Raw genomic sequence first — 14,521 nt, forward strand, 5'->3', positions numbered from 1 at the left:
GGGCGCAAGGGGGCACAACTACACCAGTGCAGACGGCACAGCCTACCTGCACCCGGACGGCCGAACAAAACGCATAGGGGTTGTGAGACGGACCCAACCGCCGCAATCTGGACGGAACGGGATTCCTGCCCGTTCGTCTCCACGCCAGGAGGTGGGACTCATGGCCCAGTCCGTCCACCGCATGCCCGCCCTCACGCTGAACACCGACGGCCACCCGCACCCCCGCGAGAACACCCTGGTGGCCCTGACGGCCGTGCTGGGCGTGATCGCCTTCACCACCTCGTTCTTCCACAACCTGCACCTGCTGACCTCGTGGACCGGCCTGGCCGGGATCGTCACGGGCCTGTGGGGCATGTTCGTCTCGGTCACCACCGCCGAACGCTTCGTCCTGATGATCACGCTCGGCGCCTCCGCGATCGGCTTCTACCTCGGCATCGCCCGGGGCGGCCTCTGGGGCTGAGCACCCGGCCCCAGGAACCCCCGGCGCCCCCGTCGCGTATCTGGAAGGGACAGGTACCCGACGGGGGCGCCGTCGTGCCCGCACCGGCGGGCGCCCGGGCCCCGGACGATAAGGTCAGCCCGAGAACCTGGGGCCCACCGCAGCCCGACCGACGAGGAGCACCGAGCAATGAGCCTGCGCCTGAGGACGATCACCCGCGAGGAGCACCTCGCCTTCATCAGGAGCCGCGCCTCGGCCAGCCACATGCAGGTGCCGTCCTGGGGCGACGTGAAGGCCGAGTGGCGTTCGGAGTCGATCGGCTGGTTCGACGACGCCGACCAGCTCGTCGGTGCCGGTCTGGTGCTGTACCGCCAGCTGCCGAAGGTCAAGCGCTACCTGGCCTACCTGCCCGAGGGCCCGGTGATCGACTGGTTCGACCGGGACCTGGACCGCTGGCTCTCCCCGATGCTGGCGCACCTGAAGTCGCAGGGCGCCTTCTCGGTGAAGATGGGCCCGCCGATCGTCATCCGCCGCTGGAACGCCCCCACCATCAAGGAGGCCATCGCCGGCAAGCAGGCCAAGCGCCTGCGCGACATCGAGGCCGACTGGTACGAGGCGCGCGCCTTCGAGGTCGCGGACCGGCTGCGCAAGGCCGGCTGGCTGCAGGGCGAGGACGGCGGCGCCGGCTTCGGCGACGTCCAGCCGCGCTACGTCTTCCAGGTGCCGCTGGCCAACCGCTCGCTGGACGACATCCACAAGAACTTCAACCAGCTCTGGCGCCGCAACATCAAGAAGGCCGAGAAGAGCGGCGTCGAGGTGTACCAGGGCGGCTACGACGAGCTGCCGATCTTCCACCAGCTCTACCTGGTCACCGCCGAGCGCGACAAGTTCACGCCGCGCCCGCTGTCCTACTTCCAGCGGATGTGGCAGGCCCTCACCGCCGAGGACCAGAACCGGATGCGGCTCTACATCGCGTACCACGAGGGCGAGCCGCTGGCCGCGACCACGATGCTGGTGGTCGGCGAGCACGTCTGGTACTCCTACGGCGCCTCGGCCAACCACAAGCGCGAGGTCAAGCCCTCGAACGCGATCCAGTGGCGGATGATGCGCGACGCCTACGCCCTCGGCGGCGGCGTGTACGACCTGCGCGGCATCAGCGACACCCTGGACGAGAACGACCACCTGTTCGGCCTGATCCAGTTCAAGGTCGGCACCGGCGGCCAGGCGGCCGAGTACCTCGGCGAGTGGGACTTCCCGCTGAACAAGCTCCTGCACAAGGCCCTCGACCTCTACATGTCCCGCCGCTGAGGAGGCTGCCCCGATGACGCTGTCGCTCTACCTCGACACCGAACGCTGGCGCACCCACCAGCGCTCCGTCCTGGCCGAGTTCCCCGGCCTGGTGCCCGTCGCCAAGGGGAACGGCTACGGCCTGGGCAACCACCGGCTGGCCGAGGAGGCGACCCTGCTCGGCACCGGGGTGCTGGCCGTCGGCACCGCGTACGAGGCGGCCGACGTCGCCGAGTGGTACGGCGGCGAGCTGCTGGTGCTCACCCCCTACCGGGTCGGCGAGGAGGTGCTCCCGCTGCCGCACGCCCGGGTGATCCGGACGGTCGCCCGCGTCGACGCGCTGCGCTCGCTGCACGGCGCCCGGGTGGTGCTGGAGTGCATGACCACCATGCGCCGGCACGGCGTGAGCGCGGCCGACCTGCGCACCGTCGCCGCCGAGCTGGACGGCGTGTCCTTCGAGGGCCTCGCCCTGCACCTGCCGATGGACCGGCCGGACGGCTCCAGCCCGGTCGAGGAGGTCATGTACTGGGTGGACACCGCGAAGGCGGCCGGCATCCCGGTGCACACCGTCTTCGTCAGCCACCTGGGCGCGGCCGGCATGGACCAGCTGGCCCAGCGCTACCCGGACACCGTCTTCCGGGCCCGGATCGGCACCCGGCTCTGGCTGGGCGACCACGGCGCGCTGGAGGTCCGGGCCACGGTGCTGGACGTCACCCCGGTGAAGAAGGGCGAACGCTACGGCTACCGCCAGCACCCGGCGCCCGCCGACGGCCACATCCTGGTGGCGGCCGGCGGCACCGCGCACGGCATCGGCCTGGAAGCCCCCAAGTACGTGGCCAGCATGGGCGCGCGCGCCAAGGGCATCGCCCGGGCCGGCCTGGCGACCGTCAACAAGACCAAGTCGCCGTTCCACTGGGCGGGCAAGCAGCTCTGGTTCGCCGAGCCGCCGCACATGCAGGTCTCGCTGCTGTTCCTGGACGGGGAGACCGCGCCCCCCGCGATCGGCGAGGAGCTGGGCCTCCAGGTCCGGCACACCACCACCCACTTCGACCGCGTGGTGGACCGCTGAGCCTCACGGCTGCTTCTCGGCCGGCTCCGTCGCCGGTGGCTCCTCCAGCCACTGGTCGAAGGGGCCGGCCGGCGCGTATCCGGCGTAGCTCTCCTCCTCGTGCAGCCGCCGGGCGGCGCCCAGGGTGACCACGTCCGGGGCGTGGTCGAGCACCCCGCCGGAGGGGTCGTCGGTGCCGTCCCAGCGGACCGGGTCGCGCTCCGGGTGAAGTGCGTCCCGGACCACCAGCGCGACCAGGTAGAGCGTGCCGAGCAGGTGCAGCACGATCGCGAAGTGGTACCAGGGCTCGCCGATCCCGTGCTGCTTGGGACCGGTGACGAAGCCCAGGTGGGACCAGATGCCCAGGGTGTAGAGCACCTCGCAGGCCTGCCAGATCAGCAGGTCCCGCCAGCGCGGCCGGGCCAGCGCCGCGAGCGGCAGCAGCCAGAGCGCGTACTGCGGCGAGTACACCTTGTTGACCAGCACGAACAGTGCGACCACCAGGAAGGCCAGTTGCGCGAACCGCGGCCGGCGGGGCGCCGAGAGGCCGAGCCACGCTATGGCCGCGCAGCCCAGCACCATCAGCACCGCGATGTAGAGGTCGAGGTCGGCCAGCCCCACCCCGCGGTTCTGCATCAGGATCAGCCAGAACGAGCCGTAGTCCTCGCCGCGGTGCTTGCTGAAGACGTAGAAGGTCGACCAGCCCTGCCAGTTGGCCAGCATGATCGGCAGGTTGACCAGCAGCCAGGAGCCGACCGCGCCGCCGAGCATCACCCGGAACTCGCGCCACTTCCCGGCCCGCCAGCAGAGCACCAGCAGCGGGCCGATCAGCAGCAGCGGGTAGAGCTTGGCCGCGGTGGCCAGGCCGATGAAGACGCCCGCCCAGCCCGGTCGGGAGCCGGCCCACCAGGCCATCGCCACGGCGGCCAGGGCGACCGCGAGGAGGTCCCAGTTGACCGTGCCGTTGAGCAGCAGGACCGGCGAGAGCGCGAACAGCATCGCGTCCCAGGGGCGCCGGCGATGGGTGCGCGAGAGCGCGACCGCGGCGACCACGGCGCAGGCCATCAGCAGTCCGGCGTTGATCGCCCAGAACCACTGCTCCTGGGCCTGCTCGGTACCGCCGCCGGGCGTCAGCCAGGCCGCGACCTGCATGAACAGACCGGTCAGCACCGGGTACTCCAGGTACTGGAGGTCCCCCGTGGTGCCCGGGATCCGGTCCACGTACGGGTGCAGCCCGGCCGCGAAGCCGCGGCCGGAGAACAGGTGCGGGATGTCGCTGTAGCAGGCGTGGATGTACTGCGGCGAGCCCGGCTGGAACCAGGCCTGGTCGTAGCAGGGCAGGTTGTGCACCATGCCGAGCGCCGAGACCACGATCACCGCCAGCGCCAGGACGCGCACCGGGATCCACCAGGAGACGCCGAGCAGCGCCCGGCGCCCGGGCGGGCCGCCGATCACCTCGCTGCCGGCCGCCGCCACCCGGTCCTCGTCGGCCGGGACTACCACCGTGTCGACCGGGGGCACGGCCGTGGCGACGGCTGCCGGGAGGGGCCCTGCGGCGCCGTCGGGCCCGTACCGGCCGACGGCTTCGTCACGATCGCTCGACGTCATGCCGGACATCCTGCCGCACCCGCCGCACCGGGACGAGGAGGACCCCGCGGTGGTCCGGCGGTACGGGTGGGGCGCGCGCGGCGAATCGTGACGAAAACGGCGGTGGCAGCCCTCCGAGGAGGACCGCCGCCGCCGTTCCGGTCGTCTCGCTGCTACCCGGCCGCTCCGGCGCCCGGAGTGGCGCCGGTGCTGGTCGGGGTCGGCTTGCCACCGCCACCACCGTTGCCACCGCTGCCACCGGGCGGTGGCGTCGACGGGCAGAAGATGAGGGTGCAGCTGGTGTCCGTCGGCTTCGGCTTGTGGGTGGGGCTCGGCGGCGGGGTCGTCTGGCAGTCCACGCCCGGCACGCAGCCCCCGCCCGGAGCGGGCTGGGTCGGCTGCTGGGTCGGCTGCTGGACCGGCGCCTGGGTCTGCGCCGGGGGCGACGGGGCCTCGGTCGCGGTCTGGGTGGGCGTCGCGGTGGCCGTGGACGGCGCACCGGAGGAGTCCACCTCGGTGCCGACCGGCTGCGGAGTCGGGAAGTCCATCTTCTTCTCGTTGGCCAGGGCGGCCTTCATGTAGCGGGTGAAGATGTCGGTGGGGATGTCACCACCGTGGATGGACTCCTTGCCGCCGGTGCCGTTGAGGGACTCCCGGTCGTGCTTGCTCGGGTCCTCGCGCCACATCGCGACGCTGGTGACCAGCTGCGGGGTGTAGCCGACCCACCAGGCCGACTTGTTCTGGTCGGTGGTACCGGTCTTGCCGGCCACCGGGCGGCCCAGGCTGTTGGTCTTCGTACCGGTACCGTTCTTGGCCACGTTCACCAGCACGTCGGTGACGTTGTCGGCGACGGCCGGCTCCAGCGCCACCTTGACGTCCTTCTTGCCGAAGCCCGGGCGCTCCTTGCCGTCGACCTCGACCTTGGTGACCGAGTAGGGCTCGGCCTCCTTGCCGCTGGCGGCCAGGGTGCCGTAGCCGGTGGCCATCCGGATCGGGCTGATGGTGGAGGTGCCGAGCGGGAAGGTCGCGGTCTTCGGGTCGGCCAGGCTGTCCCGCTTGATGCCCATCTGCACGGCCATGTCGGCCACGGCCGGACCGCCGACGTCCTGGTTGAGCTGGACGAAGGGCACGTTGTACGACCACTGCATGGCCTGCCGCAGCGAGACGTAGCCGCGCTTGCCGGAGTCCTCGTTCTTCTGCCGGTAGGGCTTGCCGTCGTCGCCGATCACCAGCGAGCCGTCCGGCTTGCGGATCTCGGACATGTCGTCGGCGAGGTAGCGGCTGTCGGCGTTGATCCGCTTCGGCTTGCCGTCGCTGTCCTTCGCGGTCTGCACGCCCACCTGCATCGCGGTGGCGAGCACGAAGGGCTTGAAGGTCGAGCCGACCTGGACACCGGTGGCGTTGGCGTTGTTGTCGAAGTGGTTGTTCTCCACTCCGTCGCCACCGTAGATCGCCACCATCGCACCGTCACCGGGGCGGATGCTGGCGGCGCCGAACTGGACGAAGGTGTCGTTGTTGGGGCGCTTCTGCGGGTCGAGGTTCTCGCCCTTGACGTCGTCGACGGCCTTCTTCAGGGCGTCGACCTTGTCCTTCTCGAAGGTGGTGTAGATCTTCAGACCACCCTTGTCGATCATCTGCTGGGTGACCGACTTGTCGGTGGTCATCACGTACTGGTTGGCGGTGTCGACCAGGTAGCTGATCTCACCGTTCATGTTGGAGCTGGGCTTCAGCGGGATCGGCTCGGGGAAGGTGGTGCACTTCGCCCGCTCCTCCGCAGTGGCGTTGTGGGTGGTCACCATCCGGTCCAGGATCCACTTCCACCGCTCCACGGCGCGGTCGTGGTTGGCCGGCTTGGAGGGGTCGTAGTAGTTCGCACCCTTCAGCAGGCCGGCCAGCATGGCGCTCTGGCAGAGGTTCAGGTCCTTGGCGTTGACCCCGTAGTAGGCCTGGGCGGCGGCCTGGGCCCCGTTGGCGTTGCGGCCGAACCAGCTGGTGTTGAGGTAGCCCTTGAGGATGTCGTTCTTCTCCATCTGCTGGTTGATCTTCAGCGTGATGAAGAATTCCTTCAGCTTGCGGCTGAGGGTCTGCTCCTGGCTCAGGTAGGCGTTCTTCACGTACTGCTGGGTGATCGTCGAGGCGCCCTGGGTCTCACCGCCCTTCGCCATGTTGTAGACGGCGCGCAGCATGCCCTTGGGGTCGATGCCGCTGTCGGTGCGGAAGGTCTCGTTCTCGGCCGAGATGACGGCGTTCTGCAGGGTCGGGTTGATGTCGTTGAGCTCGACGATCTGCCGGTTGGTCTCGCCCTTGCGGGTCATCTCCGAACCGTCGGCCCAGTAGTAGATGGTGTTCTGGTCCTTCACCAGGTCCTTGAGCTGCGGGACGGTGGTGGTCTGGTACAGGTAGAACACGCCCGCCACGCCGGCGGCGAAGAACAGCAGGAAGACGCTCAGCACCTGCTTCCAGGACGGCAGCCAGCGCCGGACGCCGGTCTTGCCCCAGCGCGGGTAGTCGATGAAGCGCTTCTTGCCCGGGTCGGCGGCAGCCGCGGCGGAGGCGCCGGCGGCACCGCGTCGGCCGCCACCGCCCTTGCCCTTCTTCTGGGCGGCCTTGCGCATCTCGGCGCGGGTCATCCGGGGCTGCTGGGCGGTCTCCCGGACGCCGGGCGGGCGTCGGCGGCCGATGCCGTCCGAGGCCAACTCGTCGGGCCCGGGGCCACCCCGACGGCCTCCGCCTCCCGGGGGCTGCTGCCCGTCACCGCCCGGGTCGGGCGTCCTTCGCCGTCGCTCGCTCATGTTTCCAGCCACTCCTCGCCAGGCCTGATCGGCCTGAAGGCAGGGTTCCTGTCCGATGCTCGGACCGCCCTAACCCCGGAGGTTGGTCCTCGTGCACACGCGACAGCGTACGCAGCGGGGAATCCGAACTAATCGGGCATCAGTCGCCAATAACCGCAAAACGGCGTCAGATCATTACACGCCCGTTGCCAAGCCCACCCGCGCGTCGGCTTGTGATCACATTCACGCGTGCCCCCCTTGCCCCTTCCGGGGGTCGGGTTTACTGTTCTCGATATATCGAGCCGATACATCGAAGCGGTATACCCGCCGATGCAGCGGCCGCATCGAAGGTCGAGAGAAAGGAGGACGACGGCAGTGGGCAGACGCTCAGGAGTGCTGGAGTTCGCCGTTCTCGGCCTGCTCCATGACGCCCCGATGCACGGCTACGAGCTGCGGAAGCGGCTCAACATCCTGCTCGGAGCACTGCGGGCACTCTCCTACGGAACGCTCTACCCGTGCCTGAAGAGCCTGGTCGCCCAGGGTTTCCTGGTCGAGGACAACCCGGACGTCGAGTACGTCCCGGCCACCGCGCTCAACGGCAAGCGGTCGAAGATCGTCTACCGGCTCTCCCCCGAGGGGAAGCAGCGCTTCGAGGAGCTGCTCGCCGACTCCGGTCCGGACGCCTGGGAGGACGAGCGCTTCGGCGTTCACTTCGCCTTCTTCGGCCAGACCGACCGGGCGGTCCGGATGCGCGTCCTGGAGGGGCGCCGCAGCCGGCTGGAGGAACGCCTGGAGCGGATGCGCAGCTCGCTGGCCCGCGCCCGCGAGCGGTTCGACGACTACACCGTCGAACTCCAGCGGCACGGCCTGGAGTCGGTGGAACGCGAGGTCCGGTGGCTCAACGAGCTGATCGAGACCGAGCGGGCCAACCGCACCGGCCGACCCGGGCCCGCCACCGGAACCCCCGGAACCACCGCCGTACCCCACACGACTTCGGACGGCCGTGGCCAGGAGACTGGGTCCCCCGACCCGTCCGGGCCACCGTACGACCGCCCGGGGCGCTCCGCCCAGGAGCGCTGACGCCGCGTCAGCCCGGTGCCACGCGGCAGGAGTGGGCGCCTCGCGCCCGTACAAGCAGTCATTCGAAGAAGCAGGACGAGTGCCGTCGACTCTGACGGCCCTCATGAGATCACAGGGAGCAACCGGAATGGGTTCGGTTCGCGTAGCCATCGTGGGCGTGGGCAACTGCGCCGCGTCGCTGGTGCAGGGTGTCGAGTACTACAAGGACGCCGACCCGGCCGGCAAGGTCCCCGGGCTGATGCACGTCCAGTTCGGTGACTACCACGTCCGCGACGTGGAGTTCGTCGCCGCCTTCGACGTCGACGCCAAGAAGGTCGGCTTCGACCTGGCTGACGCCATCGGCAGCAGCGAGAACAACACCATCAAGATCTGCGACGTCCCGCCGACCGGCGTGACCGTCCAGCGCGGCCACACCCTCGACGGCCTGGGCAAGTACTACCGGGAGACCATCGAGGAGTCGGACGAGGCCCCGGTCGACGTCGTCCAGGTCCTCAAGGACCAGCAGGTCGACGTCCTGGTCTGCTACCTGCCCGTCGGTTCCGAGGCCGCGGCCAAGTTCTACGCCCAGTGCGCCATCGACGCCAAGGTCGCCTTCGTGAACGCCCTGCCGGTGTTCATCGCGGGCACCAAGGAGTGGGCGGACAAGTTCACCGAGGCCGGCGTGCCGATCGTCGGTGACGACATCAAGTCCCAGGTCGGCGCCACCATCACGCACCGCGTGATGGCCAAGCTGTTCGAGGACCGCGGTGTCATCCTCGAGCGCACCATGCAGCTGAACGTCGGCGGCAACATGGACTTCAAGAACATGCTCGAGCGCGAGCGCCTGGAGTCCAAGAAGATCTCCAAGACCCAGGCCGTCACCTCGCAGATCCGCGACCGCGAGCTGGGCGCCAAGAACGTCCACATCGGTCCCTCGGACTACGTGGCCTGGCTGGACGACCGCAAGTGGGCGTACGTCCGCCTGGAGGGTCGCGCGTTCGGCGACGTCCCGCTGAACCTGGAGTACAAGCTCGAGGTCTGGGACTCCCCGAACTCCGCCGGTGTCATCATCGACGCCGTCCGCGCCGCGAAGATCGCCAAGGACCGCGGCATCGGCGGCCCGATCCTGTCGGCCTCCTCGTACTTCATGAAGTCGCCGCCGGTCCAGTACTTCGACGACGAGGCCAAGGAGAACGTCGAGAAGTTCATCCGCGGCGAGGTCGAGCGCTGAGCTGACCGCTCCTAGCTCCTCCGAAGGGCTCACGATCATCCGATCGTGAGCCCTTCACGGTTCCGCGGCGAATGTTTCACGTGAAACGGCGACCGGTTCCATGGCACCCTGAGCGGGTGGCGATCACCGAGAACGGCAGCACCCACCAGTCCGCGCGCAGCGCCACGCTCCTCGGTCTGCTCCGCGGCCGGGACTTCCGCCGGCTGCTGACCGCCCGGGTGCTCTCCCAGCTCTCCGACGGCGTCTTCCAGGTCTCGCTCGCCGCCTACGTGGTCTTCTCCCCCGAGAAGCAGTCCTCCCCCGCCGACATCGCCTCGGTGCTGGCCGTGATGCTGCTGCCGTTCTCGGTGATCGGCCCGTTCGCCGGAGTGCTGCTGGACCGCTGGCGCCGCCGCCAGGTGCTCTACTTCGGCAACCTGGCTCGCTTCGGCCTGGGCCTGGGCACCGGCGCGCTGCTCCTGGTCAAGGCGCCGACCTGGCTGTTCTTCGCCTCGGCGCTGCTGGTCACCGCGCTCAACCGGTTCATCCTGGCCGGGCTCTCGGCCGCACTGCCCCGGGTGGTCGAGCAGGACCGGCTGGTCACCGCCAACGCCCTCTCCCCCACCCTCGGGACGGTCGCCGCCGCCTCGGGCGGGGGCCTCGGCTTCCTGCTGCACCAGGTGATGACCCCCGGGCCGAAGGCGGACGCCGCGCTGGTCACCGTCGCCTCGCTGCTCTACCTGTCGGCCGCGCTGGCCGCCCGCCGGATGGACCGCGACCTGCTCGGCCCGGAGCGGCACGGCGAACGGCCCGCGCTCGGCCAGGCGCTGGTGCGGGCCGCCGTCGAACTCGGCGCCGCCGTGCGCCACCTGGTCCGGGACTGCCGCCCGGCCGTGCACGCGCTGGCCGCCGTCACCGCGGCCCGGTTCTGCTACGGCGTGCTGATCGTGGTCGTGGTGATGCTCGCCCGGTACACCTTCAACGACCCGACCGACAGCGCCGCCGGACTGGCCACCCTCGGCCAGGCGGTCGGGCTGTCCGCCGCCGGGTTCTTCGTCGCCGCGCTGGTCAGCCCCTGGTGCACCCGCCGGCTGGGTCTGGCCGGCTGGATGACCGCCTGCCTGCTCGCCCCGGTGGTCTTCGTGCCCGTGCTGGGCCTGTTCTTCGCCCCGGTCCCCACGCTGGCCGCCGCCCTGCTGCTCGGGGTGGTCACCCAGGGCACCAAGATCTGCGCCGACACCGTGGTGCAGGAGTCGGTCGAGGACGAGTTCCGCGGCCGGGTCTTCGCCATCTACGACGTGTTGTTCAACGTCGCCTTCGTGGCCGCCGCCCTGGTCACCGCGCTGGTGCTTCCGCTGTCCGGCCGCTCGGTCGCGGTGGTCGTCGGAGTGGCCGTGGTGTACGCGCTGACGGCCCTCGTCTACCTGCGGGCCGCCCGGCGGTCCGGGCCGCTGCCCGGCGACGGCCACTGAAACCGCCCGGTAGCGGAATCGAAACCACCTCGTCCCGAAACCCCCGTCCGACCACCGGGCCGATTGCGTCCGACCCAGTCGCTAAGGTACGTAAACCTGTCGGAACGACAGCACTCGGTCTCGGGGGACGAACTGATGAGCACACCGACCGGCCCGTACGGGCCGCCGCAACCGGCCGCGCCCGGATTCGGTCCGCCCCCGGCGGCCTACCCGCAGGCGCCGTACGGGCAGCAGCCACCCGCCCCGCAGCCGTACGCCCCGGGCCCGTACGGGCCGCCGCCCCAGCCCCAGCCGCCGTACGGCCAACCGCCCTACGGGCAGGCACCGTACGGGCAGGCACCGTACGGCCGCCCCCAGCCCGGCGCGGTACCCCCGGCACCACCCGCCAAGCGCGGCGTCCGGTCCAAGCTGCGGATCGTCGGTCTGATCGGCGGCTGCGCCGCGCTCGCGGTCGGCTACTTCGTCGCCGGCCCGAGCGTCAGCAGCGCCAAGCCCGGCGACTGCGTCCAGGTGAGCGGCGCCCGCGACGTCTCGATCGTCAACTGCACTGATCGCAAAGCGAATTACAAGGTGCTGTCGAAGTTCACCGACACCACCGACGTGAACCGCTGCCGGCAGACCCCGCAGACCACCAGCGCCGTCTCGGGCAAGAGCGGCCGCCGCTGGAACAAGAAGCGGTACGTGCTCTGCCTCGGCCCACTGACCCCCGCCACCGCCGGCTACCCGCCGGCGAAGAAGTCCTGACCCTGCCACCGACCTTCCCCGGGGGACCTTTTGTCCGCTCCACCTCCGCCCCAGATGCCCTACGGCCCGCCACCCGGTGGCGGCAACCCGTACGGCGGCGGCCCGTACGGCTCGCCGCCCCCGCCGCCGCCCGGCTACGGCTACCCGAGCGCCCCGCCGCCGGAGCAGCCCTACGGCGCCCAGCCGCCCGGGTACGGCTACCCGCCGCCCGCCCCGATGGACGGGGAGACCTGCCGGTTCTGCGGCGGCTTCCCCGCCGTGCGCGCCACCGTCCGCGGCCACCAGGGCCTGATAATCGCCTTCCGGATGCTGCGGATGCACGGCCCGTTCTGCCGCACCTGCGGGACGGCCACCGTCCGCGACATGTCCGCCCGGACGCTGGTCCAGGGCTGGTGGAGCTGGGTCTCGCCGCTCCTGACCGTGATCACCCTGCTGCTGAACCTCGGCGCCAACGGCCGGATCAAGCGGCTGCCGCCGCCCGTGCCGGGCACCCACGGCCCCCAGCTCGACCCGGGCACCCCGCTGGGCAGCCGCCCGCACATCGCGATGCTGCTGGTGCCGGTCTCCCTGCTGACCACCGGGATCCTGGTGGTCACCGGCGTGATCGGCCCGAAGTACGACCCCGGCAGCACGATCGGCTCGTCGACGCCGAACAACACCACCGCGTACTCGCCGTCGCCGCTGCCGATGCCCACCTACAGCCACACCCCGCCGCCGGTGGTGCCGATGCCGAGCTTCACCATGCCGAGCATCACCCTGCCGCCACCCGCCACCCCGGCGGCCAAGAACGACGTCGACAGCGCCGGCATCGGCGACTGCCTGCGCAACGAGAACAGCAACGGCACGGGCGACGACGACCACCCGAACATCACCGTGCTGCCCTGCACCGACCCCAAGGCGCAGTACAAGGTGGTCTACAAGTACTTCGGCACCTCGGACGAGAAGTCCTGCCAGAAGCAGCCGAAGTCGGACAGCACCTACACCCGTACCTACAGCAAGCTGCCCTCGCTCGACTACGTGCTCTGCCTCAAGCACGTCAACAACTGAGCGGACACCGACGGCGGCCGCCCCCTCGCTCTCCGAGGAGGTGGCCGCCGCTCGTCGTGGGGGGCGCCGCCCCGGTCAGCCCTGCTGCCCGGCCCACCAGGTCCGCAGCGCCGCGACCGCCTCGTCGGGCTCCATCGGACCGTGCTCCAGCCGCAGTTCGAGCATGTGCTTGTACGCCTTGCCGACCGCCGGGCCCGGCTTCAGCCCGAGCAGCTCCATGATCTGGTTGCCGTCCAGCGCCGGGCGGATGGCGTCCAGCTCCTCCCGCGCCTTCAGCTCGGCGATCCGCGACTCCAGGCCGTCGTAGGTGCGCGACAGCATCGCGGCCTTCTTCTTGTTGCGGGTGGTGCAGTCGGAGCGGGTCAGCTTGTGCAGGCGCTCCAGCAGCGGCCCGGCGTCGGTGACGTAGCGGCGCACCGCGGAGTCGGTCCACTCGCCGCCGCCGTAGCCGTGGAAGCGCAGGTGCAGCTCGACCAGGCGCGAGACCTCCTCGGTGAGCTCCTTGGAGTACTTGAGCTCGCGCATCCGCTTGCGGGTCATCTTGGCGCCGACCACCTCGTGGTGGTGGAAGGAGACCCGGCCGTCCGACTCGAAGCGGCGGGTGCGCGGCTTGCCGATGTCGTGCAGCAGCGCGGCCAGCCGCAGGGTGAGGTCCGGGCCGTCCTGCTCCAGGTCGATGGCCTGCTCCAGAACGGTCAGCGAGTGCTCGTAGACGTCCTTGTGCCGGTGGTGCTCGTCGCTCTCCAACTGGAGCGCGGGCAGTTCCGGCAGCACGTGCCCGGCCAGGCCGGTGTCGACCAGCAGCCGCAGGCCCTTCACCGGGTGCGCGGACAGCAGCAGCTTGTTCAGCTCGGCCTGCACCCGCTCGGCGGAGACGATGGTGATCCGCTCGGCCATCGCGGTCATCGCGGCGACCACCTCGGGCGCCGGGTCGAAGTCCAGCTGGGCGGCGAAGCGGGCGGCCCGCATCATCCGCAGCGGGTCGTCGGAGAAGGACTCCTCGGGGGTGGCGGGGGTGCGCAGCACCCGGGCCTCCAGGTCCTCCAGGCCGTGGTGCGGGTCGACGAAGCCGCGGCCGGGCAGGTCGACGGCCATCGCGTTGACCGTGAAGTCCCGGCGGACCAGGTCCTGCCCGATGGTGTCGCCGTAGGTCACCTCGGGCTTGCGGGAGGTGCGGTCGTACGCCTCGGAGCGGTAGGTGGTGATCTCGATCAGGAAGGAGCCCTCGGGGGTGTCCTTGCGGGCGCCGACGGTGCCGAAGGCGATGCCGACGTCCCAGACCGCGTCCGCCCAGCCCTTGACCAGCTTGAGCACCTGCTGCGGCCGGGCGTCGGTGGTGAAATCGAGGTCGTTGCCGAGCCGGCCGAGCAGCGCGTCCCGGACCGAGCCCCCGACCAGGGCCAGCCGGTGACCGGCCGCCTGGAACCGGCGGGCGATCTCGTCGGCGACCGGCGACACCCGCAGCAGCTCTTGCAGCCCCAGGGTCTGGGCCTCGCTCAGTCCTGGGACGGCCTGGACGTCGGTGCTGGAACGATCGGTGCGCGCGGTGGGCTCATTGGCAGTGGACACGGCTCACAAGGGTACGTGCCCCGGAAGGTCAACCGCCCGCGCGTTTTGGGCGTCTCACCCCACAGCCCGCAACACTGCGCCCCAGGCTGGATCGTTACCATGCCGGTGGACGAAAGCGCGGACACCGGAACCGGGGATGCGGTGTCGCGTTGCGCCGTGCCGACGGGACCTCCGCGGCAGCAGGGTGGCGTACGGCGTCGAGCGAAGCACGTCGAGCGGGGAACGTCCGGCGACCGCGCCGGGCGGGCAGCATCAGCAGCGAGCGATCGAACAGAACGGCGAGGGCGA

11 protein-coding genes are annotated in these 14,521 nt (G+C 70.6%); 8 read left to right on the plus strand and 3 right to left on the minus strand.

What is annotated here, in order from left to right; all coding sequences use genetic code 11:
• Positions 1–160 precede the first annotated feature (160 nt).
• The 3 genes from ACZ7BZ_RS03900 to ACZ7BZ_RS03910 all read left to right on the plus strand — a co-directional run bounded on the left by ACZ7BZ_RS03900 (position 161) and on the right by ACZ7BZ_RS03910 (position 2,795).
• Complete coding sequence (locus ACZ7BZ_RS03900; RefSeq protein ID WP_188302419.1) at positions 161–460, plus strand: hypothetical protein; 300 nt, start codon at positions 161–163, stop codon at positions 458–460.
• 168 nt (positions 461–628) lie between these two features.
• A complete protein-coding gene (locus tag ACZ7BZ_RS03905) occupies positions 629–1,747 on the plus strand; it encodes a lipid II:glycine glycyltransferase FemX (protein ID WP_363429774.1) in 1,119 nt (372 codons plus the stop codon).
• Positions 1,748–1,760: 13 nt separating this feature from the next.
• Complete coding sequence (locus ACZ7BZ_RS03910) at positions 1,761–2,795, plus strand: alanine racemase (RefSeq protein WP_380458447.1); 1,035 nt, start codon at positions 1,761–1,763, stop codon at positions 2,793–2,795.
• Positions 2,796–2,798: 3 nt separating this feature from the next.
• Here ACZ7BZ_RS03910 and ACZ7BZ_RS03915 read toward each other — a convergent pair whose 3' ends face one another.
• Both ACZ7BZ_RS03915 and ACZ7BZ_RS03920 read right to left on the minus strand, forming a co-directional pair.
• Positions 2,799–4,382, minus strand: coding sequence for a glycosyltransferase family 87 protein (locus ACZ7BZ_RS03915; protein WP_470356975.1), 1,584 nt, complete (start codon positions 4,380–4,382; stop codon positions 2,799–2,801).
• A gap of 152 nt (positions 4,383–4,534) precedes the next feature.
• A complete protein-coding gene (locus ACZ7BZ_RS03920) occupies positions 4,535–7,153 on the minus strand; it encodes a transglycosylase domain-containing protein (RefSeq protein WP_470356976.1) in 2,619 nt (872 codons plus the stop codon).
• A gap of 354 nt (positions 7,154–7,507) precedes the next feature.
• On the opposite strand from ACZ7BZ_RS03920, the gene ACZ7BZ_RS03925 reads away from it, so the two are divergent.
• The 5 genes from ACZ7BZ_RS03925 to ACZ7BZ_RS03945 all read left to right on the plus strand — a co-directional run bounded on the left by ACZ7BZ_RS03925 (position 7,508) and on the right by ACZ7BZ_RS03945 (position 12,664).
• Complete coding sequence (locus ACZ7BZ_RS03925; RefSeq protein ID WP_380458441.1) at positions 7,508–8,212, plus strand: PadR family transcriptional regulator; 705 nt, start codon at positions 7,508–7,510, stop codon at positions 8,210–8,212.
• A 127-nt stretch (positions 8,213–8,339) separates the two neighbouring features.
• Positions 8,340–9,422, plus strand: coding sequence for an inositol-3-phosphate synthase (locus ACZ7BZ_RS03930; protein ID WP_470356977.1), 1,083 nt, complete (start codon positions 8,340–8,342; stop codon positions 9,420–9,422).
• A 116-nt stretch (positions 9,423–9,538) separates the two neighbouring features.
• Positions 9,539–10,873 carry an MFS transporter gene (locus ACZ7BZ_RS03935; protein WP_470356978.1) on the plus strand — a complete coding sequence of 445 codons (1,335 nt, stop codon included), beginning with the start codon at positions 9,539–9,541 and terminating at the stop codon, positions 10,871–10,873.
• A 135-nt stretch (positions 10,874–11,008) separates the two neighbouring features.
• Positions 11,009–11,617: an LppU/SCO3897 family protein gene (locus ACZ7BZ_RS03940; RefSeq protein WP_470356979.1), complete on the plus strand. Its 609-nt coding sequence runs from the start codon at positions 11,009–11,011 to the stop codon at positions 11,615–11,617.
• Between the two features lie 54 nt (positions 11,618–11,671).
• Positions 11,672–12,664 carry an LppU/SCO3897 family protein gene (locus tag ACZ7BZ_RS03945; RefSeq protein WP_470356980.1) on the plus strand — a complete coding sequence of 331 codons (993 nt, stop codon included), beginning with the start codon at positions 11,672–11,674 and terminating at the stop codon, positions 12,662–12,664.
• Between the two features lie 75 nt (positions 12,665–12,739).
• Here ACZ7BZ_RS03945 and ACZ7BZ_RS03950 read toward each other — a convergent pair whose 3' ends face one another.
• Positions 12,740–14,164, minus strand: a complete 1,425-nt coding sequence (locus ACZ7BZ_RS03950; protein WP_470357168.1) for a CCA tRNA nucleotidyltransferase — start codon at positions 14,162–14,164, stop codon at positions 12,740–12,742.
• Between the last annotated feature and the right edge of the window lie 357 nt (positions 14,165–14,521).

It is taken from the genome of Kitasatospora sp. NPDC036934, from assembly GCF_055608425.1.

Bases quoted from the DNA above. Each gene is read 5' to 3' on its own strand.
- ACZ7BZ_RS03920 (WP_470356976.1), bottom strand. From the start codon at position 7,153: ATGAGCGAGCGACGGCGAAGGACGCCCGACCCGGGCGGTGACGGGCAG.
- ACZ7BZ_RS03910 (WP_380458447.1), top strand. From the start codon at position 1,761: ATGACGCTGTCGCTCTACCTCGACACCGAACGCTGGCGCACCCACCAG.
- ACZ7BZ_RS03945 (WP_470356980.1), top strand. From the start codon at position 11,672: ATGCCCTACGGCCCGCCACCCGGTGGCGGCAACCCGTACGGCGGCGGC.
- ACZ7BZ_RS03905 (WP_363429774.1), top strand. From the start codon at position 629: ATGAGCCTGCGCCTGAGGACGATCACCCGCGAGGAGCACCTCGCCTTC.
- ACZ7BZ_RS03940 (WP_470356979.1), top strand. From the start codon at position 11,009: ATGAGCACACCGACCGGCCCGTACGGGCCGCCGCAACCGGCCGCGCCC.
- ACZ7BZ_RS03900 (WP_188302419.1), top strand. From the start codon at position 161: ATGGCCCAGTCCGTCCACCGCATGCCCGCCCTCACGCTGAACACCGAC.
- ACZ7BZ_RS03930 (WP_470356977.1), top strand. From the start codon at position 8,340: ATGGGTTCGGTTCGCGTAGCCATCGTGGGCGTGGGCAACTGCGCCGCG.
- ACZ7BZ_RS03915 (WP_470356975.1), bottom strand. From the start codon at position 4,382: ATGACGTCGAGCGATCGTGACGAAGCCGTCGGCCGGTACGGGCCCGAC.